This is a genomic window from Catellatospora sp. IY07-71 (genome assembly GCF_018326265.1).
GTDB lineage: Bacteria > Actinomycetota > Actinomycetes > Mycobacteriales > Micromonosporaceae > Catellatospora.
On sequence record NZ_AP023360.1, the window covers coordinates 7,605,128 to 7,626,772 of the forward strand.

Annotated in this window: 14 protein-coding genes; 8 read left to right on the forward strand and 6 right to left on the reverse strand. The window is 72.8% G+C overall.

Annotation, left to right across the window (positions count from 1 at the left end; genetic code table 11):
* Positions 1–63: 63 nt before the first annotated feature.
* Entirely contained in the window at positions 64–1,362 is a 1,299-nt protein-coding gene (locus tag CS0771_RS34020) for an extracellular solute-binding protein (RefSeq protein WP_212844817.1), read from the reverse strand.
* Positions 1,363–2,147: 785 nt separating this feature from the next.
* Between CS0771_RS34020 and CS0771_RS34025 the strand changes: the two genes are divergently transcribed.
* From CS0771_RS34025 to CS0771_RS34035, 3 genes are all read left to right on the forward strand, one after another.
* A complete protein-coding gene (locus tag CS0771_RS34025; protein ID WP_212844818.1) occupies positions 2,148–4,331 on the forward strand; it encodes a discoidin domain-containing protein in 2,184 nt (727 codons plus the stop codon).
* A 91-nt stretch (positions 4,332–4,422) separates the two neighbouring features.
* Positions 4,423–5,712, forward strand: a complete 1,290-nt coding sequence (locus CS0771_RS34030; RefSeq protein WP_244871199.1) for a DUF1996 domain-containing protein — start codon at positions 4,423–4,425, stop codon at positions 5,710–5,712.
* Between the two features lie 165 nt (positions 5,713–5,877).
* Positions 5,878–6,519 (forward strand): DUF305 domain-containing protein, encoded by a 642-nt coding sequence (locus tag CS0771_RS34035; protein ID WP_212844819.1) that lies wholly within the window; start codon positions 5,878–5,880, stop codon positions 6,517–6,519.
* 272 nt (positions 6,520–6,791) lie between these two features.
* On the opposite strand, the gene CS0771_RS34040 is transcribed toward CS0771_RS34035, so the two are convergent.
* Both CS0771_RS34040 and CS0771_RS34045 read right to left on the reverse strand, forming a co-directional pair.
* Positions 6,792–7,847: a LacI family DNA-binding transcriptional regulator gene (locus CS0771_RS34040; RefSeq protein WP_203756687.1), complete on the reverse strand. Its 1,056-nt coding sequence runs from the start codon at positions 7,845–7,847 to the stop codon at positions 6,792–6,794.
* 255 nt (positions 7,848–8,102) lie between these two features.
* Complete coding sequence (locus CS0771_RS34045) at positions 8,103–8,642, reverse strand: GNAT family N-acetyltransferase (RefSeq protein WP_212844820.1); 540 nt, start codon at positions 8,640–8,642, stop codon at positions 8,103–8,105.
* 46 nt (positions 8,643–8,688) lie between these two features.
* On the opposite strand from CS0771_RS34045, the gene CS0771_RS34050 reads away from it, so the two are divergent.
* On the forward strand, positions 8,689–9,291 hold the full coding sequence (locus CS0771_RS34050; RefSeq protein ID WP_203756684.1) for a TetR/AcrR family transcriptional regulator: 603 nt from the start codon (positions 8,689–8,691) through the stop codon (positions 9,289–9,291).
* Positions 9,292–9,486: 195 nt separating this feature from the next.
* Positions 9,487–14,280 (forward strand): diguanylate cyclase, encoded by a 4,794-nt coding sequence (locus CS0771_RS39540; RefSeq protein ID WP_212844821.1) that lies wholly within the window; start codon positions 9,487–9,489, stop codon positions 14,278–14,280.
* Between the two features lie 6 nt (positions 14,281–14,286).
* Here CS0771_RS39540 and CS0771_RS34060 read toward each other — a convergent pair whose 3' ends face one another.
* On the reverse strand, positions 14,287–15,222 hold the full coding sequence (locus tag CS0771_RS34060) for a DUF2332 domain-containing protein (protein ID WP_212844822.1): 936 nt from the start codon (positions 15,220–15,222) through the stop codon (positions 14,287–14,289).
* A 131-nt stretch (positions 15,223–15,353) separates the two neighbouring features.
* Here CS0771_RS34060 and CS0771_RS34065 point away from each other — a divergent pair, with 131 nt between their 5' ends.
* From CS0771_RS34065 to CS0771_RS34075, 3 genes are all read left to right on the forward strand, one after another.
* On the forward strand, positions 15,354–16,523 hold the full coding sequence (locus CS0771_RS34065) for a pyridoxal phosphate-dependent aminotransferase (RefSeq protein ID WP_244871200.1): 1,170 nt from the start codon (positions 15,354–15,356) through the stop codon (positions 16,521–16,523).
* A 1-nt stretch (position 16,524) separates the two neighbouring features.
* Entirely contained in the window at positions 16,525–17,007 is a 483-nt protein-coding gene (locus CS0771_RS34070; RefSeq protein WP_212844823.1) for a hypothetical protein, read from the forward strand.
* Between the two features lie 114 nt (positions 17,008–17,121).
* Positions 17,122–18,102, forward strand: a complete 981-nt coding sequence (locus CS0771_RS34075; protein ID WP_212844824.1) for a hypothetical protein — start codon at positions 17,122–17,124, stop codon at positions 18,100–18,102.
* A 145-nt stretch (positions 18,103–18,247) separates the two neighbouring features.
* Here the strand turns inward: CS0771_RS34075 and CS0771_RS34080 are convergent, their stop codons facing one another.
* Both CS0771_RS34080 and CS0771_RS34085 read right to left on the reverse strand, forming a co-directional pair.
* A complete protein-coding gene (locus CS0771_RS34080) occupies positions 18,248–18,676 on the reverse strand; it encodes a roadblock/LC7 domain-containing protein (protein ID WP_203756697.1) in 429 nt (142 codons plus the stop codon).
* Between the two features lie 10 nt (positions 18,677–18,686).
* On the reverse strand, positions 18,687–21,440 hold the full coding sequence (locus CS0771_RS34085; protein ID WP_212844825.1) for a nitrate- and nitrite sensing domain-containing protein: 2,754 nt from the start codon (positions 21,438–21,440) through the stop codon (positions 18,687–18,689).
* Positions 21,441–21,645 lie beyond the last annotated feature (205 nt).

Sequence of the window (21,645 nt, forward strand, 5' to 3'; positions counted from 1 at the left end):
CGGTTCCCCGTCAGCCGCGCCCTGAAGCGGCTGTGAGTGACGGGGAACCGGCCGGGGGTCAGGTCACAGGAGTGCCTTGACGTCCTTCAGCGACTGCTGCCAAGCCTCGTCCGGCTTCTGCTTGCCCTGCTCCACACGGGTCAGACCGTTCTGGATCGCCGTGTTGATGTCACCCGACTTCGCACCCATGAACTGCGGCACCATCGTCTTCACCGAAGCCGAGAAGATCTGCCCCACCGGCGCGTTGTTGAAGAACGGGTTCTTGAAGTCCTTGATCACCGCATCCTCGTAGAGGGACACGGTCGACGGGAAGTTGCCCAGAGCGCGGAAGACCTTCGCCTGCTGCTCGGGGGCCACCAGCCACTTGGCCAGCTTCGCGGCCTCCTCGACGTTCTTGCCCTGCTTCGGCAGGGTGAGGAAGGAGCCACCCCAGTTGCCGCCGCCACCGGGAACAGCGGCGATGTCCCACTTGCCCGAGGAGTCCTTGGCCTGCGACTGGATGTAGGCCATCATCCACGACGGGCACGCCAGGGTCACGAACGAGCCCTTGGCCATACCCGCGTTCCAGTCCGCCGACCACGCGGCGATCTTCGCCGACAGGCCCTTGTTGATCGCGTCGATCGTCAGGTCCCAGGCCTTCTTCACGCCGGGGTTGGTGTCCGCGACGACCTTGTCACCGTCGTAGATACCGATCGGCTGCTGACCCAGGATCGACCGGTACATCACCGTCGGCCCGTCCATCCACGCCGAACCCTTGATGTTGGCGGCCTTGAAACGCTCGCCCGCCTTGATGTAGTCCTCCCACGTCGGCCACAGCTTCGAGACCTCATCACGCTCGGTCGGCAGACCCGCCTTCTCGAAGAAGTCCCGCCGGTAGCACATCGCCATACCGCCCACGTCGGTACCCAGACCGATCACCTCACCCGAAGCCGCCGAGCCCTGCTGCCACTTCCACGCCGGCCACTGCGCCTTGATGTCGTTCGCGCCGTAGTCGGTCCAGTTGTAGAACTTGCCCGGGTTGGCCGTGAACTGACCCGCCCAGCCCTCCTCGATCGCCTCGATGTCCGCCGCACCCGTGTTCGTCGCCAGGTGCGCGGCCAGGTTCTTGTGGTGATCCTCAGCCTTGGTGATCCGCTCGGTGATCTCCACATTCGGGTTCAGCTGCTGGTACTCCTTGTACAGCTCCTTGTACCCGAACTCACCGAACGTCGCGATCGTGAGCTTCACCTTGCCGCCCGGCTTGCCGGGCTCCTCGCTACCGCCACACGCGGCGGTGCCCAGCACCAGCGCGGCCGCGATCAGGGGTGCGGCCACGGCCGCGAAACGGCGCCGGCGGCCGGCACCGGTCAGTGCTGAACGCATCAGGAGCTCCTCCAGCTACAGCTACTCAGGGAACGTGCGTGGAACAGAAGTGCAGGTCAATCACTGTTGATCTAGGCGGAGAGCGCTCCCCAGAGAGCGCTCTACCGCATGGCACTGACACTCGCCCCACGCCGCTCGCCTGTCAAGATGCCGTTGCCGTCTCGTTACAAAGCGCGACCTCCCGTCCGATGCCGACGACGGGGCACCGTCCGGGCGCGCAGAGCCACGGCGTGACCTGAGGTTCGTCCGCTCACCAGCGGACGCGGGCGGCCGCGGGTACGCCCGATCCGGATCGTGCCGACTTCCGCCAGGCCGCCGGCTGCTCCGTGACCGGCCCCGGACGGGCCCGCCGAGGTCACCGCGAAATTTCGGCAACGTTAACGACCTGCGCCTCGATCAAACGTCCAATGACCGCCATTGACATAACAGCGGTCCTGGACGATTCTTCCAGAGAGCGCTCCCTCACTTGTTTGTCCGGCTTGATGACCTTCGGGCATTAAGTCGTTAGCACGCGGCGATCCGCCGCCCCCGGGCGGTGACGCCGTGCCCCGGGACCGGGCCTCAGCCCCGAGCGACCGGTCCCGGCCGGCACGCGATCGCGGCATGCGCCGCGCCACCGGAAGCGCCACCGCTGATCACCGCACCGACCGAGCCGCGGCGGCATTTCCGGGCACCTGAACGTGGCTCGCACGACGCGCCGCCCCTCCAACGGCGCGCCGGGCGAGCCGACGTTTCGCCGCCAGGGCGCTGCCCTCGCGGTCTCGAGCCATCCATCAGGAGATGACATGAGATCCGTCCCGAACGCGGCACCCCCGCCGCGCTCCCCGTCCGTCCGCGGCCGGCGGTGGTACACCGTCGCGGCCGTGGTGGGGGCCATGTTCGCCTCGACCCTGGCCGTGGTCGCCACCTCCGCCAACGCCGCCGACCCCCTGATCTCGCAGGGCAAGACGGCCACCGCCTCCTCGACCGAGAACGCCGCGTTCCCGGCGAGCGCGGCCGTCGACGGCAGCACCGGCACCCGCTGGTCCAGCGCCTTCGCCGACCCGCAGTGGATCCAGGTCGACCTCGGCGGCACCGCGACCGTCAGCCAGGTCGTGCTGAACTGGGAGGCGGCGTACGCGACCGCGTTCCAGATCCAGGTCTCGGCCTCGGCGACCGGCCCGTGGACGAACATCTACAGCACCACCACCGGCACCGGCGGCACGCAGACGCTCGCGGTCAGCGGCTCCGGCCGGTACGTCCGGGTCAACGGCACCGCCCGCGCCACCGTCCACGGCTACTCGCTCTGGGAGTTCCAGGTCTTCGGCGTGATCGGCGGCGGTGGCGGCTGCGGCACGGCCAACGCCGCGCAGGGCCGCCCGGCCTCGGCGTCCTCGCAGGAGGGCGCGTTCGCCGCGGCCAACGCGTTCGACGGCAGCACCGGCACCCGCTGGTCCAGCGCCTTCTCGGACCCGCAGTGGATCCAGGTCGACCTGGGCAGCACGCAGAGCGTCTGCGGGGTGACCCTGAACTGGGAGGCGGCGTACGGCCGGTCGTTCCAGATCCAGGTCTCCGGCTCGGCCACCGGTCCGTGGACGAACATCTACAGCACCACCACGGGCACCGGCGGGACGCAGCAGCTGACCGTCTCCGGCAGCGGCCGCTACGTGCGGATGAACGGCACCGCGCGCGGCACCGCCTACGGCTACTCGCTGTTCGAGTTCGCCGTGCGCACCGGCAGCGCGCCGAGCAACCCGCCGTCCTCGCCGCCGGCCTCCCCCTCGGCGTCGCCGTCGACCTCGCCCTCGCCCAACCCGGGCGGGGAGGTGCTGCTGTCGTACAACAAGCCGGGGGTCGCCTCCAGCTCGCAGGATGACGGCGCCTGCTGGCAGTGCTTCCCGGCGCGCGCGTTCGACCTGGACCCGGCCTCGCGCTGGGCGACCTCGGCCTGGACCGACCCGGGCTGGATCTACGTCGACCTCGGCGCGACGGCCCAGATCAAGCGGGTCGTGCTGCAGTGGGACCCGGCCTTCGCGGTGGCGTACCAGCTGCAGACGTCCAGCGACGCGGTCAACTGGACGCCGATCTACAGCACCACCACCAGCACCGGGTTCAAGCAGAACATCACCGTGAACGGCACCGGCCGCTACGTGCGCATGTACGGCACGCAGCGCTCCAACGGCTATGGCTACTCGCTGTGGGAGTTCCAGGTGTACGGCACCGGCGGTGCCCCGACCACGCCGCCGGCCCAGCCGCCGAACCCGACGTTCCCGGCCACCCGCCTGGTGTTCTCCGACGAGTTCAACGGCCCGGCGGGCAGCAAGCCCGACGGCACCAAGTGGACCATCGACACCGGCACCGGCCAGAACAACGAGCTGCAGTACTACACGAACAACAACAACGCCAACATGAACGGCGCCGGCCAGCTGGTGATGGAGGCCCGCCGTGAGGCCGTGGGCGGGATGCAGTACACCTCGCACCGGATGAACACGGGCAACAAGTTCCACTTCCAGTACGGCCGGGTCGAGGCCCGGGTGAAGGTGCCCAAGGGCAACGGCTTCTGGCCCGCGTTCTGGATGATGGGCGCCGACTTCCTCACCGGCCGCCCGTGGCCCTACAACGGCGAGATCGACATCATGGAGATCCTCGGCCGGGACACCACCCGCAGCTACACCACGCTGCACGCGCCCGCCTACAACGGCGGCGGCGGGTACGGCTTCGAGAAGGTCTGGGGTATCGACCTCTCCGCCGACTACCACGTCTACGCCGCGCAGTGGGACAGCAACGGCATCCGCTTCTTCGTCGACAGCACGGAGGTGTTCTACGCGAGCAAGGCGACCGTCGAGGCGACCCGCGGCCCGTGGGTCTACGACCACCCGCACTACATGATCCTGAACCTGGCCGTGGGCGGTGACTGGCCGGGCTCGCCCGACGCCAGCACGCCGTTCCCGGCGCAAGTGCTGGTCGACTACGTCCGGGTCTACCAGTAGCACGACCGCCGGCTGGGGGCCCCGCAGCCCCGCAGGGCCCCCAGCCCCCAACGGAAACCCGTCCGTCCCATTCCCGTAGGGAGCAAACACCATGAATCGTCTCGCACCGATTCCTGGCCGCCGGCGGCTACGTGCCGCCGGGCTATTCGCCTCCGTCACGGCCGTTCTCGCAACCTACCTGGTCGCCACCACCGGTGGGGCAGCAGCCGCCGAGATCTCGCTCTCCCAGGGCAGGCCCGTGGCCGTCAGCTCGACCGAGAACGCCGGCACGCCGGGCTCGGCCGCGGTCGACGGCAACGCCGGCACGCGCTGGTCCAGCGCCTTCTCCGACCCGCAATGGATCCGCATCGATCTCGGCAGCAGCCGGGCGATCACCCGGATCTTCCTGGACTGGGAGGGGGCGTACGCCCGCAACTTCCAGCTCCAGACCTCGGCCGACGGCAACACGTGGAGCACGTTCCACACCACCACCAACCACAACGGCACCGACCAGTCACTCAACGTGAACGTGTCCGGCCGCTACGTACGCCTCTACGCCACCGCGCGCGCCACCCAGTGGGGCGTCTCGCTGTGGGAGTTCCAGGTGTTCGGGCAGGACGGCAGCGGTGGCGGTGGGGGCGGCCCGATCATCCGGGTCGCCGAGTTCCTGGCCGACTGCCCGTTCACACACCGCCTGCCGGACGACCCGATCGTCTTCCCGAACCTGCCCGGCGGGTCACACATGCATGACTTCATGGGCAACACGTCCACCAACGCCTTCTCGACGTACACGAGCCTGGCCAACGCGGGCACCAACTGCAACCCGATCGAGGACCTGTCGTCGTACTGGGTGCCGACCATGTACGTCAACGACGTGCCGGTCGCCCCGACCGGAACCACCTTCTACTACCTGGGTGAAGGCGTGCGCGACGACATCATCGCGCAGATCCAGGCCCTGCCCGTCGGCCTGCGCATCGTGGCCGGCAACGCCAAGGCCACCAGCGGCGACCAGAGCATCGCCCGCTGGTCCTGCCTGCACCACGGCGAGGTCCCGCCCGGCAAGGACTTCGTCAACTGCCCGTCGGACTCGATGCTGGAGTCGTACCTCGACTTCCCGCAGTGCTGGGACGGGGTCAACCTCGACTCCGCCGACCACAAGAGCCACATGTCGTACCCGGTCAACGGCGCCTGCCCCGCCACGCACCCCGTCCCGGTGCCGAAGCTGCGCCAGGTGCTCCGCTACCCGGTGACCGGCGACCCCGCCCGGATCCGGCTCTCCTCCGGCCGCGGCTACACCATGCACGGCGACTTCTTCAACGCCTGGCCCGCCGCGGAGATGGAGCGCCGAGTCCGCGACTGCATCCGCCCCATCATCAAGTGCGGCGCCAACGGCCGCCCTTGATCCCCTGAAACCCGCGCCGGGCGGGACGGCACCCCTCTCCCGCCCCGCCCGGCGCCCCCTCTCTCCCGCGCCGATCTTGCGTGAACTGTGGGGACGACACACTCCTATCGGGCATAAGGGCAACAGTTCGCGCAAGATCGCCGCAGAGGCCGGTGGAGGTCCGCGATGAGATTCCGGGTGTACGCCTGCGTGACGGTGCTGCTGGTCGCGGGGTGCGGTGCGGGCTCCGCGCCGGGAGCGGGCGCGACGGTGCCCGGCTCTTCCGCCGCCGGCGCGGCCGTGTCCGGTGCGCCGGGCGGCGCTCAGGCGGGCGGCACGGGCGGAGCCTCCCCGCCCGGCGCGGCGACCGTGCCGTCAGCGGGTGCGATCAGCACCGATGTCGCGTGGACGCAGCTGATGATCGCGCTCGACGAGCGCATGCTGGCCGCGCTGCGGCTGGCTCCGCAGCGGTCCGGCGACGCCGCACTGGGCACGTTCGCCGCAGAGGTGGCGCGCCAGCACGACACCGAGGTCGCCGAGCTGCGCAAGGCGCTGGCCAAGACCGGCGCGCCGGAGACCAACCCGCACGAAGGCCACGACATGCCCGGCATGATCACGCAGGAGAACCTCGCGCTGCTGGCCGCGAAGTCCGGCGCGGAGTTCGACACGATGCTGGCCGAGAGCCTGCGTGTGCACTTCGAGCAGTGCCGCATGCTGGCCGGCTCCGAACAGTCCGCCGGCTCCGACCCCGCCGTCAAAGCCCTGGCCGCCACCGTCGAGTCCACCCGCATCGCAGCCCTGCTCCGCCTGGCCGCCCTCGCCCCCTGACCTCCCGCTCGGCGCTCCCAGCCCGCCCCGGCCACGCGCGGTTCCGGCATGATCGCGACTTCGTGTCACAACCTGCGGTCCCACCACACATTTCGACACGAGAACCCGATCATCACCATCCCGCCCACCCAAGATCGCGTCGATCTTGCACTTGGCGAGGGTAGTTTGGGCCGATTTAGGCGTGTCGCACCCACAGTTCGCGCAAGATCGGCGCGGCAGGGGGGTGGCGCGGCGGGGGTGGCGCGGGGTGGGGTGGGGTGGGGTGGGGTGGGCTACGTGGATTGGCGGCGGATCAGGCGGGGGTGGAAGATGACGGAGCGGGGTTTGGCGTCGGATTTGCCGATGCGGGCGAGCAGGAGGCGGGCCATCTCGGCGGCCATCTCCTCCAGCGGCTGGTGGATCGTGGTGAGCTGTGGGCGGCACTGGAGTGCGGCGATGCTGTCGTCGAAGCCGACCACCGCGACGTCGTCGGGCACCTTCTTGCCGAGGTCGCGCAGGGCCTGCAGGGCGCCCTCGGCCATCAGATCGTTCGCGACGAACAGGGCGTCGATCTCGGGGTGCGCCGCGAACAGCTCCCGGGCGGCGTTCTCGCCGCTGGCACGGGTGAAGTTGCCCGCCGCCGACGGCACGTAGGCGTGCCCGTGCACGGCGAGCGCCGCCCGGAACCCGGCCAGCCGGTCCTGGCTGGACGGCATGTCCAGCGGGCCTGAGATGGTGGCCAGGTGGTGGCGGCCGACGGCGAGCAGGTGCTCGGCGGCGAGCTTCGCGCCGACCTGCTGCTCGACGTCGACGTAGCTCATCGGCAGCGGCTTGGCGGGGCGGGCCGACAGCACCGCCGGGATGCCCAGGTCGCAGAGCATCTGCGGGAGCGGGTCGGCGGCGCTGCTGGAGATGAGCAGGACCCCGTCGACGTGGCCCTGCCGCAGGTAGCGCAGCACGTGGTGATGGGCCGGCGACTCGGCGGGCATGATCACCAGGTGGATGCCCTCGGGGCGGAGCACCTCCAGCGCCCCGGCGGTGATGCGGCCGAGGAACGGGTCGGTGAAGATCCGGTTCAGGAAGGGCTCGTCGGACTCGTTGCGGTCGTCCGGCTCGGACACGACCAGCGCCACGGAGTCGGTGCGCCGGGTGACCAGGGAACGCGCGGCGAGGTTGGGCACGTAACCCGTGGCGTCGATGGCGCGCTGAACCAGTTCACGCAGCTCGGGGTCGACGGTGGACACCCCGTTGATGACGCGCGAGACGGTCGACCGGGACACCCCTGCCCATTCCGCGACCTGTTCCAGCGTCGGGGACCGCTGGCCGTCATGGGGTCGAGTGCTCGTCATGTCATCCTTTATATCAGGTATTCCGGGGAGCGCTCTCTCCAAGGTCGTCTTTATTTTTCACGCAGGTCAGGACAGAAATCAAGGCATGGGTATTGGGCTGGACTGAACCGGTTGACCTAGATCATCGGAAATCCGGCGGCCGATCCGCCATTCGGGAAATGCGTTTCCGATCATCGAAGGCCCTCGCCACGACGGCCGCCGAATGATGAAGGGGCGGTGCCCGGCCGGACCGGACACCGCCCCTTCGCTCAGGGGTCAACCGCGCGGCGGGCTGACCGTGGAGCGCATGGTGACCAGGGGGCCGTCGTACTCCCAGGACGGGTCCAGCGCGCCGTCGGCGGCGAGGCGGCGCAGCATCCGCAGGGCGGGCTGGTTGAGCGACAGCACGTGCGCGACCACCCCGTCGTGCCCGAGCGCGGGGGCCAGCACGGTCAGCCGGCGGGCCAGCTCGGTGCCGAGCCCGCACCGCTGCCACGCGTCGGCCACCAGGAACGCGAGCTCGCCGCAGCCGTCGCCGGTCCGGAACAGCTGGCCCATGGCCACCGCCCGGCCGTCGTCGGCGCCGCCCACCACGGTGGCGAGCAGCGTGTGCCCGGCCTCGGGCGTCAGCGTGCGGGCGATCCGGGCGGGGGAAGGCGCACCGGCGCCGGAGGTGTAGCGGCGGCGCAGGCTCTCCGGCGAGCAGCGCGCGTGGAGGTCCAGCACCTGAGCCAGGTCGGTCTCGTCCGCGCCCCTGAAGACGATCTCGACCGCAGTGGCTCCGTGGCTGAGCTGCCGTTCTATGTCGAGCATCATAATTCAAGGGTGCGCTATGATGGCCGTCATAGTCAAGGGGACGGGCATGACGACCGATACGCGGGACAAGATGGTGCGCACCGCGGCGCTGCTGCTGGCCGAGCGCGGCTACGCCGCGACGTCCTTCCAGGACGTCATCGCCCGGTCCGGGGCGCCGCGCGGCTCCATCTACCACCACTTCCCCGGCGGCAAGGAGCAGCTCGCGGCCGAGGCGCTGCGCTGGTACGCCGGGCGCAACCGGGTCCAGGTCGGCGGCGACGCGCCGGGCGGCCGGGCGCTGGACGCCGTCGCCGGCTACTTCGCCGCGATGGCGAGCTGGCTGCGCAAGACGGACTTCAAGGGCGGCTGCCCGATCGCCGGGGTGGCCCTGGACGTGGGCCCGGACGAGCCGCTGCACGCGGTGGTCGCCGCCGCCTTCGCCGACTGGCGCGGCGTGCTGGAGCACGCGTTCCAGGCGGAGGGCTGCGCACCCGGCACGGCACGAGCGCTGGGCGCGCTGGTCATCGCCGCTGCGGAGGGCGCGCTGCTGCTCGCCCGCGCCGAGCGTGACCTCACCGCCTACCAGGACGTCGCCGCCGAGGTGCTCTGGCACCTGCGCACCACGCTGGCCGCCGCCGCGGGCGAACCCGCCGCCAGCGCGGTGCGCTGACCCGCCGCCTGCGCTTCGGGATACCGACAAAAGGGCTATTCTGGGTCCCGAGGACTTTTCATCTTCGTATCGACGGGGCGGCGGCCTTGACGGATTCCGGGGCGGACGATGGGCACGAGCGGCGGGAGTTCCGCAGGAGACCCCCTGCCCGCAGACACCCGACGTGAGCTGCTGGTCAGCAGAGATCGATACCGGGTGACCCGGCTGTTCCTCCCGGACGGCCGGACCGTCGTGCTGAAGGAGCCGCTGGGCGCCGACGCGGTCCGGCGGGCCCGGCATGAGACGGCCATCCTGCGTCGGCTTCGCGGTGCCGAAGGCGTCGCGCAGCTCGCCTCCGGGCCGGCCGTGTCCGGCGCGGTGGTCATGGAGGACGTCGGCGACGTCACGCTGGACCGCCGGCCGATGCCGCTGCCCATCCCGGACGTCGTCGCGATCGGTTTCGACCTGGCCCGCGCGCTGGCGGGCATCCACGCGCGGCATGTCATACACCGCGACGTCTGCCCGGCCAACGTGGTGCAGACCGCCCGCGGCGGGGTGTGCCTCGTCGACTTCGAGCTGGCCACCACGTTCGCCGAGATCCGGCCGGAGTTCGTGCACCACAACGAGATCGTGGGCACGCTGCCCTACCTCGCCCCGGAGCAGACCGGCCGCACGGGGCGCCCCGTCGACCAGCGCGCCGACCTGTACGCGCTCGGCGCCACCCTGTACGAGCTGGCCACCGGCGAGCCGCCGTTCGGCACCGGCGATCCGCTGCGGCTGTCGCACGCCCACCTCGCGCGGATGCCCGAGCCGCCCGCCGAGGTCAACCCGGCCGTGCCCCAGGCCCTCTCCGACGTGATCATGCACCTGCTGGAGAAGGAGCCCGACAAGCGCTACCAGACCGCCGACGGGCTCGCGTACGACCTCGGGCTGCTGCGCGGCGCCGCCCCCGGCACGCAGGTCGCGCTGCGCGTGGGTGCCAACGACGTGCCGATGCGGCTGCTCCCCCGCTCCCGCATCGTCGGGCGCGACGCCGAGATCCGCGCGCTGGACGCGGCGTTCGCCGACGCGATGACCGGCCTCAGTCACGGGGTGCTGATCAGCGGCCCGGCCGGGGTGGGCAAGACGTCGCTGATCGACGAGCTGCGCCCGATCGCGTCGAGCAGCGGCGGCTGGTTCGTGTCCGGCAAGTACGACCAGCACCGGCGGGACCTGGAGTTCGACGGCACCCGGCAGGCGCTGCGCGCCGTGGGGCGGCTGCTGCTGGCCGAGCCCGAGGAGGAGGTGACCGAGGTCCGCTCCCGCCTGCTGCACGCGCTCGGCCGCAACGCCGGGCTGCTGGCCGCGGTGCAGCCGGAGTTCGGGGTGCTGATGGGCGTCGCACCGGATCCGTCGGTGGGCGACAGCCTCTTCGCGCAGGCCCGGATGCAGCGCATCGGGGTGGACGTGCTCGCCGCGGTCGCCTCGCCGAAGCGGCCGATCGTCATGTTCGTCGACGATCTGCAGTGGGCGTCCCGCACCCCGCTCGGTTACCTGGACATGCTCGTGTCCGACGGGCCGCCCGAAGGGCTGCTGCTGGTCATGGCGTACCGGGACGACGAGGTGGACGCGACGCACCCGCTCACCGCGATGATCACGCGCTGGCGGCAGCAGGGGGTGGAGCCGGAGCGGCTGCGGCTGGGCAACCTGCCCGCCGAGAGCACCACCGAGCTGGTCGGCGACCTGCTGCAACTGGACCGTGCGGACGCCGCGGAGCTGGCCGAGCCGGTGGCCCAGCGCACCCACGGCAACCCGTACGACACCGTCGAGCTGATCAACTCGCTGCGCCGCGACCGGGTGCTCACCCTGGGCCCCGACGGCTGGGACTGGGAGTCCGCCGAGCTGTCGCGCCACCTGCGCCAGGCCGACATCGCGGACATGTGGACCATGCGCCTGCGCGCCCTGCCGACCGACACCCGGCTGCTGGTGGAGATCATGGCCTGCCTGGGCGGACGGGCGGGCCTGGAGTTGCTGCAGGTGGCCGCGGGCCGCCCGGCCGGCGAGATCGAGGAGCGGCTGGTGCCCGCCCTGGACGACGGGCTGCTCGTGCTGGAGTCCGGCGAGGGCGGGGAGGCGGTGCGCTTCCGGCACGACCGCATACACCAGGCGATCCTGGACCGGATGGTGCCCACCGCGAAGGCCGCGCTGCAGCTCGGGCTGGCCCGGCGGCTGGCCGTGCACCCCGGCCTGGCGGAGGTCGCGGCGTACCAGTACTACGCGGTCGCGGGGCTGGTCCGCGACCCGGCGGAGCGGCGGCGCGTCAGCGGCCTGCTCGCCCACGCCGCCGATCAGGCGCTGGTGGTCAGCAACCACGCCAGCGCCGAGCGCTACCTCGCGGTGGCGATCGAGTTCGCCGACCCCGCCGATCTGGCGGCCCGGTGCCGGCTGCTGACCATGCGCCACAGCTCGCTGTACAGCCTCGGCCGGCTCGAGGAGGCCGACGCGGTCTACCGCACGCTGGAAGGGCTGTGCCAGCGCCCGGCCGACCGCGCCGAGGCGACGCTGGCGCAGGTCAACGGGCTGACCAACCAGGGCAGGCCCGCCGAGGCGGTCGCCCTCGGCCTCGACATGCTCGGCCACCTCGGCTTCCCCGCGCCCGCGCCGGAGCGCATCGACGCCGAGATCGACGAAGGGCTGGCGCTGCTGGCGCATTGGCTCGACGCGGGCGACGTCGGCGCGGACCTGGCCCGGCCGGAGATCACCGACCCCGACCTGCTGGCCACCGCGGCGCTGCTGAACCGGATGATGGCCCCGGCCTTCTTCAGCAACCAGTCCGTGCTGGCCTGGCTGACCCTGCAGGCACTGCGAATGTGGATCACCCACGGTCCGATCCCGACGCTGGTCGGGCCGGTCGCCCACATCACCTTCGTCACCGTGGGACGGCGGCAGGACTTCCGCACCGGCTACCGGGCCATGCTGCGCTTCCTGACGGTCGGCGAGGCCCGCGGCTACGAGCCCGACACCTCCCAGGCCCGTTTCCTGTACGCGCTGAGCACCGCCCACTGGTGGGAGCCGCTGGAGGACGACGTACGCCAGGCGCAGCTCGCCCGCGAGGGCCTGCTGCACGGCGGCGACCTGCAGAAGGCCTGCCACACCTACTACGTGACCGTGTACGAGATGCTCGACTACGCCCCCACCCTGGACAGCTACCTGACCGAGGTCGACGCGGGGCTCGCCTTCGCCCTGCGCACCGGCAACGAGCAGTCCACCGACGTCTACCAGCCCTACCGGCGGCTGGCCGCGCTGCTGCGCGGCGAGCCCGTCGAGGACCGCGACGCGCTGCCCGACGGGCTGGCGGCCAACCCGGTCGCGGTGTTCAACGTGCACATCACCCGGGCGCTGACCGCTGCGCTGCTCGACGACATGCCCGCCCTGCACCGCCACGTGTCCACGGCCGCCGACATGCTGCCGGTCAACCCGGCGACCTACCCCGTGGCGCTGACCCACCTGCTGCGCGGGCTCGACCTGGCCGAGCAGGCCCGCGCCCTGCCCCCGGCCGAGCGCCGCGCGCGCCTGTCCGAGCTGGACGCCGAGATCGGCTGGCTGGCGGCACGGGCCGCGGACGCGCCGTACAACTTCGCGCACCTGCTGCTGCTGGTGCAGGCCGAACGGGCCTGGGCCGGCGGTGACTTCCAGGCCGCCGCGCAGGCCTACGACGCCGCGCAGCGCGAGGCCGCCGTCCGGCACCGGCCCTGGCACCGCGCACTGCTGCTGGAGCGGGCCGCCCGGTTCTACCTCGCGCACGACATGCAGGCCGCCGGGCACAACGTGCTGGCCGCCGCACGGCACGCCTACCACGCCTGGGGCGCCACCGCGAAGGTCGACCAGCTCGACCGCGTGCACCCGGCCCGCGCGGGGCTGACCGGCCTGCGTGCCGCCGGGCCGGAGGCGCCCGCCGGCGCCGCCCAGGCCCCGATCCTCACCAGCACCATCGACCTGCTGGCCATCCTCGCCGCGTCGCAGGCGCTCAGCTCGCAGACCACCTTCGACGGCGTACGCGGCCGGGTCGTCGAGGTGCTCAGCGACATGACCGGCGCCACCGCCGTGCACCTGCTGCTCTGGGACGACGACCACCAGCGCTGGTCGGTGCCGCACGAGCCGCAGCCGGACGGGCGGCCCGCGGTGCCCGCCGCGGCGATCCGCTACGTCGAGCGCACCCGCGAGCCGCTGGTGGTCGGCGACGCCACCCGCGACGACCGGTTCGCCCGCGACCCGTACTTCGCCGAGCTGGACTGCTGCTCGCTGCTGGTGGTGCCGATCCTGCACCGCGGCGAGTGGCAGGCGCTGCTGGTGCTGGAGAACCACCTGATCCGCGAGGCGTTCTCGACCGAGCGCCTCGACGCGGTGATGCTCATCGCCGGGCAGCTCGCGGTCTCGCTGGACAACGCCACGGTGTACGCCTCGCTGGAACGCAAGGTGGCCCGGCGCACCGAGGAGCTGACCGCCGCCAACCGGCGGCTGGAGCTGCTCAGCACGACCGACGCGCTGACCGGCCTGGCCAACCGGCGCCGGCTGGAGGAGATGCTCCAGGAGGAGTGGACGCAGGCCCGGCGCACCGGCCGCCCGATCGCGCTGGCGATGGTCGACATCGACCACTTCAAGCTCTACAACGACCACTACGGCCACCCCACCGGCGACGACTGCCTGCAGCGGGTGGCCGCCGAGCTGACCCGCAACCTGCGCGCCGGGGACCTGGTCGCCCGCTACGGCGGCGAGGAGTTCGCCGTGGTCATGCCGGGCCTGGACGTCACCTCCGCCACCCGGGCCGCCGAGCGGCTGCGCGAGGCCGTCGCCGCGCTCGCCGAGCCGCACGTGCTGGCCTGCGCGGGCATCGTCACGGTGAGCATCGGCGTCGCCTCGACCACGCCCAGCGGCCGGCGCGACCCCGAAGAGCTGCTGGAAAGCGCCGACATGGAGCTCTACCGCGCCAAACGCGACGGCCGCAACCAGGTCCGGTCCGCCGCCGGCTGAGGCGGCTCAGCCGAACCAGGTCAGCGCCTGGCCGTGGCCCCGGGTCCAGGCCAGCGGCCTGCCGTCGAGGGCGAGCACGTTGTGCAGCAGCTCGCCGGGCGGCTCGGGCAGCCCGGCCAGCGGCAGCGTCTCCGGGCTCTCCACGGAGATCCAGTGGCCGGGCAGCTCGCGTACCAGCTCGACGAACGCGTCCCGCCGGGGCCGCGGCACCTGGTACAGGACCGAGGTGTGGAACACCACCAGCGTCGCGCCCCGCGGGGCGCGCGCCGCCAGCGCGGCCAGATCGTCCACGGCGTCACCCCGGGTGAGCAGCGGCGGCTCGGCCGCCGCGACGGCCGCCGCGGCCCGCATCCGGTCGCGCCGGTGCCCGTGCTCCGGCCAGATCAGCGCATCGAGCCAGGCGACGTCGCCGGGCTCGGTGACGTCCAGCGGGTTCAGGTCGAGCCCGGCCCGCCACACCACCTCCGGTACGCCGGACGGCGGTGTCATGCCGACCGCGGCGCAGTGCAGCACCGGCGCTCCGCCGCCGACCGCGTGCTCGCCGTAGCGGTAGCCGTAGCGGTCGGGGTACAGGCACAGCCCGGCGGACGCGCCGACCTCCAGCAGCGCCAGCGGCTGCGGCAGCGCGGCGAGCACCGGCAGCAGCAGCGCGCAGCGGCCCGGCTCGTTCGTCTGCACGATGCGGACCCGCAGCTGCTCCTCGACGGCGGGCCAGCGGGTGAGCACGAACTCGCGGCAGGCGGCCGGGTCGTCGACCGGCCCGCCCAGCCATCGCACGACGCCGAAGAGGAGGTTGGGCTGCCGCTTGTCCGGGGGCAGCGTGCCGAGCAGCGCCAGCAGCTCCGGGTCGGCGGCGACGGCGAGGGCGAGGCGCTCGTACACGGGCGACGAGTCCCGCGCCTCCCGCTCGGCGAAGTCGGTGTACCAGGCGGCGAGGTCCATGCAGGAGACCATCTCATCCCGTGCGGCGGCTCGCTGTCCCCGCCGTGCGGGGTCCGGCCGGGTGGAGAAAAGGGCCACCCGATGTGTTTTGGCGCTGTGCGTGCTGGAGGCGCGACGGGCAGGATCGAGGGGTGGACGTCTCCCTGACCGCGTACCAGGACCAGCACGACGAAGAGCGGCCCGGACGGTTCCCACCCGCGTCGATGTCGGACCTGGTGGACCGGCCGGTCGCGTACGACCTGGCGGAGAGCACCTGCCCGCCGCTGCGGCTCGGCGAGCTGCTGGCCCCGGACGTGCTGGCCCGCCTGCACACGCTGGAGATCGGCTACGGCACCAGCCAGGGCGACCCGGAGCTGCGCGCGCTCATCGCCGCCGAGACCGGCGTCGCGCCCGGCGACGTGCTGGTCACCGCGGGCGGTGTCACCGCCATGTTCCTGCTCGCGCTGACCGTGTGCCGGGCGGGGGACGCGGCGGTCGTCACGACGCCCTGCTTCCCGCCCGCGCGCGCCGTGCTCGACGCCCTGGACTGCCGGGTCACCGCCGTCCCGCTGAGCTTCGGCGCGGGATACCGCCTCGACGTCGACGCGGTGGCCGCCGCGCTCACCCCGGCCACCCGGCTGGTGTCGCTGGCCTCGCCGCAGAACCCGTCCGGGGTCGCCTTCGCCGAGCCGGACCTGCGCCGCCTGCTGGACCGGATGGCCGTGACGGCGCCCCGCGCGGTGCTGCTGCTGGACGAGACGTACCGGCAGACCGCCTACGGCGACGCCGCGCCGCCGCCGTCCCTGGCGCACCTGTCCCCACGGGTGGTGAGCTGCTCCTCGCTGTCGAAGTCGCACGGTGCGCCCGGCATCCGGGTCGGCTGGCTCACCGCCACCGATCCGCAGTTGTACGAGGCGCTGCGGCGGGCCAGGTTCAACACGCAGATCGCCGGGTCGGGGGTGGACGAGCTGCTGGCGATCGAGGTGCTGCGGCGGCAGGAGGAGATCCTCGGCCCGCGCCGGACCATGCTCGCGGCCGCGCTGGAGACGCTGACCGCGTGGGCCGACGCGCACCGCGACACCGTCGGCTTCGTCCGCCCCGACGGCGGCGCGCTCTGCTGCCTGCGGCTGCGCGACGACCGATACGACGACCAGGCGGTACGCCGCTTCTACGCCGCGCTCGCCGAACGCGACACCCGCGTCGCGCCCGGCTCCTGGTTCGGCGAGGACGACCGGGTGTTCCGGCTCGGGTTCGGCCACCTGCCGCTGCCCGCCTTCGGGGCCGCGCTGGACCGGCTCGCCGACGCCCTGACGGCGGTGTGACGTGCCCCGGATCGGCGTCACCGGCCACACCGACCTGACCGGCCCGACCACCGCGGCGGTGGCCCGCGCCCTGCGCGAGCTGCTCGCCGCGCACCCCGCCGAAGCGCTGGTGGGGGTGTCCTGCCTGGCGGCGGGCGCCGACACGCTCTTCGCCGAGGCGGTGCTCGACCACGGCGGGCGGCTGGAGGTGGTGCTGCCCGCGGCCGACTACCGCGCCCGCAAGGTGCGGCCCGAGCATGCCCCCGCCTTCGACCGGCTGCTCGGGCAGGCCGCCGACGTGCGGGTGCTGCCGTTCCCCGCGTCGGGCGCGGCGGCGTACGAGGCCGCGAACGAGACCATGCTCGGATCGTGCGAGCTGCTCGTCGCCGTCTGGGACGGGCAGCCCGCCGCGGACCGGGGCGGCACCGGTGCGGTCGTCACCGCGGCCCGCGCCCGCGGCCTGCCCGTCACCATCGTCTGGCCGGCCGGGTCGGCACGCGGCTGAACCCCGGCCGCGATCGCCGGTCACGGCCCGATTTCCCGGCATCGTCCACTGTCAGCAGCCCTGTCTATAGTGGACTGACGCGCGCACCCCCGGTTGCCGACGAAGGGCGGAGACATGACCACGACGGATCCGGCCCCGCCCTACGCCGCCCAGCCCCACACCGCCCCGCCCCGGCGGCGCACCGCGGGCCTGCTCGCCCATCTCGGCTGGGAGGCGCTGCTCCTGCTGCTCGCCGTCGTGGCGCTGATCAGCATCCTGCTCCAGGCCGACGCCGGCGCGCTCGGTCCCGGCCTGTGGACAAGCATGGCCGCCACCGGCCTGCTCGCCACCGGGTTCGCGCTGTCCCTGCGCACCGGCACGCCCAACCTCGCCGTCGGCGCGCAGGCGGCCCTGGCGGGCGTCGTCTACGCCGAACTCGCCCGGTCGGACTGGCCCCCGCTGCTCGCGGGGACGACGGCGGTCCTGCTCATGCTCGTGCTCGGGTTGCTCCTCGGCACGCTGACCGGGCTCACCTCGGCGCCCGCGTGGGCCGTCTCGCTCGGCGCCCTCGCCCTGGCCCAGTCGATCGCCATCGGCCTGTCCGACTCCCGCGGCGTGATCCTGCCCGACGGCCCCGACGGCGCAGCGACCGGCTGGCTGTGGCTGGCGGTGTTCGTGCTCGGCTCACTCGCCGGTGGCGCCCTGTTCCTCCTGCCCGGCGTGCGGCGCGCGCTCGGCGTCGGCGACCCCGCGCCGGGGTTCCGGCCGTCCCGGCTGCTCGGCGCGGTGGCCGGGTTCGGCGGCTCCAGCGTGCTCGCCGCGCTCAGCGGCATCGTCCTGGTGGGACGCCTCGGCGGGGCCTTCCCCAACAGCGATCGGCTCGTGATCGCCGTGGCGGCCGCGGTGCTCGGCGGGATCAGCGTGTTCACCTTCCGCGGCGGTGTCGCCGGGACGCTGTTCGCGACCGCGTTCCTGGTCCTGGCCGAGAACGCGCTGCGCCTCTCGGACCTGCCGCTCTGGCTGGTGTTCTCGCTGGTGCCGGCCCTGGCGATCCTCTTCGGCATCCTGATCGGCCTGGCCCTGGACAAGATCGCCGGCCCCGAGCCGCAGCCCTGACCGAGCGGCGGCCCGAACGCCCGCCGGTCGCCTGCTCACCACGGCGGGCAGACGCAGCAGCGTCGACCTGCCGGCGCGGGCCGTCACCAGATCTTGCGCACTTCGTGTCGCCGGAGCAGCACGAAGTGCACAAGATCTACGACGGTCAGCCGACCGCTGCCGCCAGCGGCAGGGACAGCTGCAGCTCCGCCCGTACGGCGGGGGTGAGCACCTCGCCCGCCTGCTTGCACAGCTTGGCCATCTCGTAGCCGGCCACGCCGACGTCCGACCCGCTGGCCACCAGCGTCGCCATGCTGGAGCCGTCGCGGATCGGCATCACCAGCAGGAAGCCCCGACCCAGCTCGACGACGGTCTGGCGCACCTCGTCGCCGTCGAACATGTGCGCCGCCGTCTTCGTCACGCTGACCAGGCTCGCCGTCAGCGCGGCGAACTGGTCGGCGCTGTCGCGGGGCAGCCGGTCCGACACGGCCACCAGCAGACCGTCGGAGGAGACGACGACGGAGTGCACCACGCCCGCCACCCGCTCGGTGAAACCGCTGATGAGCCAGTTGAAGTCGCGCGCCGCGGCACTGATCGCCATGTCCCTAACTCCTTACCTTGCTTACCTTGTCGTTCTCGCCGCCGGACCCGGACCGGGCCTCCTCGCCCGCCACCGCCGTCTCCGGCGCCGCACCGGCCGGGGCCTCCTCGGCCTCGGCTCGCCGCAGGCCCTCGTAAAGCCTGGTCAGCGTGCTGCTCACCGACTCCGGATCGGCCTCGGCCGCGGGCCGGGCCGCGGCCGGACCGGGCAGGTTCGCCGACCGCCTGCGGATCGGCAGCCCCGCCGCGGTGACCGTCGGCTCCGGCCGCGCCGTTGCGGCCGTCTCCGCCTCGGACCCCTTCAGCGCCGCCCCGACCGGCACGTCCGTGTCCGTCTCTGTATCGATCTCTTCCGCGACCGTCACAGCGGTAGCCGTCTTGTCAACGACCGTCGTGCCCGCAGCGGACCTGTCCGCAGCAGACTTGTCCGCAGCGGACCTGTCCGTAGCAGACTCGTCCGCAGCGGCCTCCCCCGCTGCAGACGGGTCCGCACCCGATCCGCCGGTGGCCGATTCGCCCGTGGCCGCCTTGTCCACGGCCGGTCCGGCCGAAGCCGCCTCGATCGCGGCCGGGCTGCCGACGGCCGACACTGCGTTGTCCGGGTCCGCCTCGGTGTCCTCGGCCGCGGCGAGCCGGGCGGCGATCAGCCCGGCCACGGACAGCCCGGCCCGGGACGGCTCAGCCGGGGTCGGCGCTGCGCCAGCCGCCGGGGCGACCGCCTCAGGCGACCACCAGATGCTCGGCGCGGGGCGGTCGGCGGTGAGCACGTCCTCCGCGCGCGTCGGCACGATGCGGCGCATCGTCGGCGGGACCGCGCCGGCCTCGCCGCCGTCGCGCCCGGGGGTGGGCGGCTCCGCCGGGGCGGGCACGATCAGGTCGGCGGGGATGTTCACGCTGACGGTGACGCCCCGCGTGCCCGAGTCGAGGTGGACGCTGATCCGGTGCCGGTGCGCCAGGTGCCCGACCACGACCAGGCCCATCCGCTCGGCCGCCGAGATGTCGATGCTGACCGGCACGGACACCTGGTCGTTGGCCTCGGCCAGCGACTGGGTGGACATGCCGATGCCCTCGTCGGTGATCACCAGCTCGGCCGAGCCGTCGCCCAGGGCATGGCCGCGTACGTGGACCAGCGTCTCCGGCGGCGAGAAGGCCAGGCCGTTCTCCAGCAGCTCGGCCAGCAGGTTGACCACGTCGGCGACGGCGTGGCCGACCACGTGCACGCTGCCGTCGAGCTGGTGGCGGACCCGCTCGTAGTGCTCGACCTCGGCCGCGGCGGCGAGCACGATCGTGTTCAGGTCCTTGGGCTCGTTCCAGCGCCGGCTCGTGTCGCCACCGGCGAGCACGAGCAGGTTCTCGTCGTTGCGGCGCAGGCGGGCGGCGAGGTGGTCGAGCCGGAACAGGCTGGCCAGCTTGTCCGGGTCCACCTCGGACGACTCCATCGAGTCGAGCAGGTTCAGCTGGCGCTCGACCAGGCTCTGGCTGCGCAGCGCGAGCTTGATGAAGATCTCGTTGACGTTGCGCCGCATCACGGCCTGCTCGGCGGCCAGCCGTACTGCGCTGCGGTGCACGGCGGTGAACGCGTCGGCGACCTCGGCGACCTCGTCGCGGGAGTCGACCCGGATCGGCTCGACCCGCAGCGGCGGCGGGGTGGTGGGCGAGCGGCGCAGCTGCGCGATCACCCGGGGCAGCCGGATGTCGGCCACGATGAGCGCCTGCTCCCGCAGCGAGCGCAGCGTGCCGGCCATGTTGCGGCCGATGGCGACGGAGGTGAGCAGCGCGGCGAGCAGCAGCCCGACGGTGGTGAGCGAGCGCAGCGCGGTGGTGCGCCACTGGGCGCCGCTCGCGTCGTCGACCGCCGCCACGGCGGTGCGCAGCAGCGACTGCTCCAGGTGGCGCATCAGCTGCAGCTCGGTGGTGCTGGCCGCCCACCACTGCTGGGGCTCGACGCCGTGCTCCTCGGTGCCCTCGCCGACGATGGCGCGTTCCAGGCGGTCGGCGTTGCGCACGGCCTGGCCGGCGACGGTGTCGTCCAGCTCGGCGACCTGCTCGGGGGCGGCCTCGGCACGGAAGCGCTGCACGGCGGTCTGGCGCTGCGCGCGCAGGTCGGCGATCTGCCCGAAGGCACCGGGCTCGAACGGCGCCCCGTACGTCATCAGGTAGAGCTGGCCGCGCACCTGGGAGGCCAGCTCCTTGGCGCGGGCCAGGTCGCTGATGCCGCGCAGGAACCGGCCGAGTTCGGTGTCGCCCTCGACGTCGACCGGGCGCGGCAGCAGCTCGTGCAGGTCGGTGACGGTGCCGGTGTACATGTCGAAGACGGCCTGGGTGCGCAGCCAGCCCTGCGCGACACCGGACCGCACCTGCGTCAGCTGCGCCAGCCGCGCCTCCACCCGCTGGAACGCCGTGGCCAGGGCGGGATCGCCGAGCAGCGGCCGGGCCGCGGCGCGCAGCCGCTCGGCGGCCCGGTCGACGGCGGTGCGGTCGGGCGCCAGCGCGCCGATGTCACGGCGGCCGGGGGCCGCGCCCGGTGCGGCCAGCGAGGCCAGCATGCCGACGGTGTGGTCGCGTTCCCGCTGCAGCTCGTGGACCAGGTCGGTGACCTCGACGCCCATCGCGACCTGGTCGGAGAAGTCGCCCAGGGCCGAGGCGGTGCGCACCGACTCGTTGATCTGGAGGCCGGTGACGGCGAGGAAGCCCAGCAGCGGGACGGTGAGCACCGCGACGAGCTTGGTCGGCACCCGCCAGTGCCGGGTGTGCAGCACCGACGGCCGCCGATGGGATCCGGGGGCCCGCCGGGAACGAGGGTCTACGGCCGTCACCGGGTCACCCATGTCTTCCGTCCAGGAGCGACAGTCCATAATGGATCGTCGTCTTCGGTATCGAGGACATCTAACCGGTAGTACGAATGTTGCAGCAAGTGCCCTGGCGGTATCAAGTCGTCGAATCGAATACATACGACGCCAGGGC

Excerpts from the sequence above, each read along its gene's own strand:
- CS0771_RS34060 (WP_212844822.1), bottom strand. The coding sequence starts at position 15,222 with ATGGACCTCGCCGCCTGGTACACCGACTTCGCCGAGCGGGAGGCGCGG.
- CS0771_RS34025 (WP_212844818.1), top strand. The coding sequence starts at position 2,148 with ATGAGATCCGTCCCGAACGCGGCACCCCCGCCGCGCTCCCCGTCCGTC.
- CS0771_RS34040 (WP_203756687.1), bottom strand. The coding sequence starts at position 7,847 with ATGACGAGCACTCGACCCCATGACGGCCAGCGGTCCCCGACGCTGGAA.
- CS0771_RS34045 (WP_212844820.1), bottom strand. The coding sequence starts at position 8,642 with ATGATGCTCGACATAGAACGGCAGCTCAGCCACGGAGCCACTGCGGTC.
- CS0771_RS34075 (WP_212844824.1), top strand. The coding sequence starts at position 17,122 with ATGACCACGACGGATCCGGCCCCGCCCTACGCCGCCCAGCCCCACACC.
- CS0771_RS34035 (WP_212844819.1), top strand. The coding sequence starts at position 5,878 with ATGAGATTCCGGGTGTACGCCTGCGTGACGGTGCTGCTGGTCGCGGGG.
- CS0771_RS34020 (WP_212844817.1), bottom strand. The coding sequence starts at position 1,362 with ATGCGTTCAGCACTGACCGGTGCCGGCCGCCGGCGCCGTTTCGCGGCC.
- CS0771_RS34030 (WP_244871199.1), top strand. The coding sequence starts at position 4,423 with ATGAATCGTCTCGCACCGATTCCTGGCCGCCGGCGGCTACGTGCCGCC.
- CS0771_RS34050 (WP_203756684.1), top strand. The coding sequence starts at position 8,689 with ATGACGACCGATACGCGGGACAAGATGGTGCGCACCGCGGCGCTGCTG.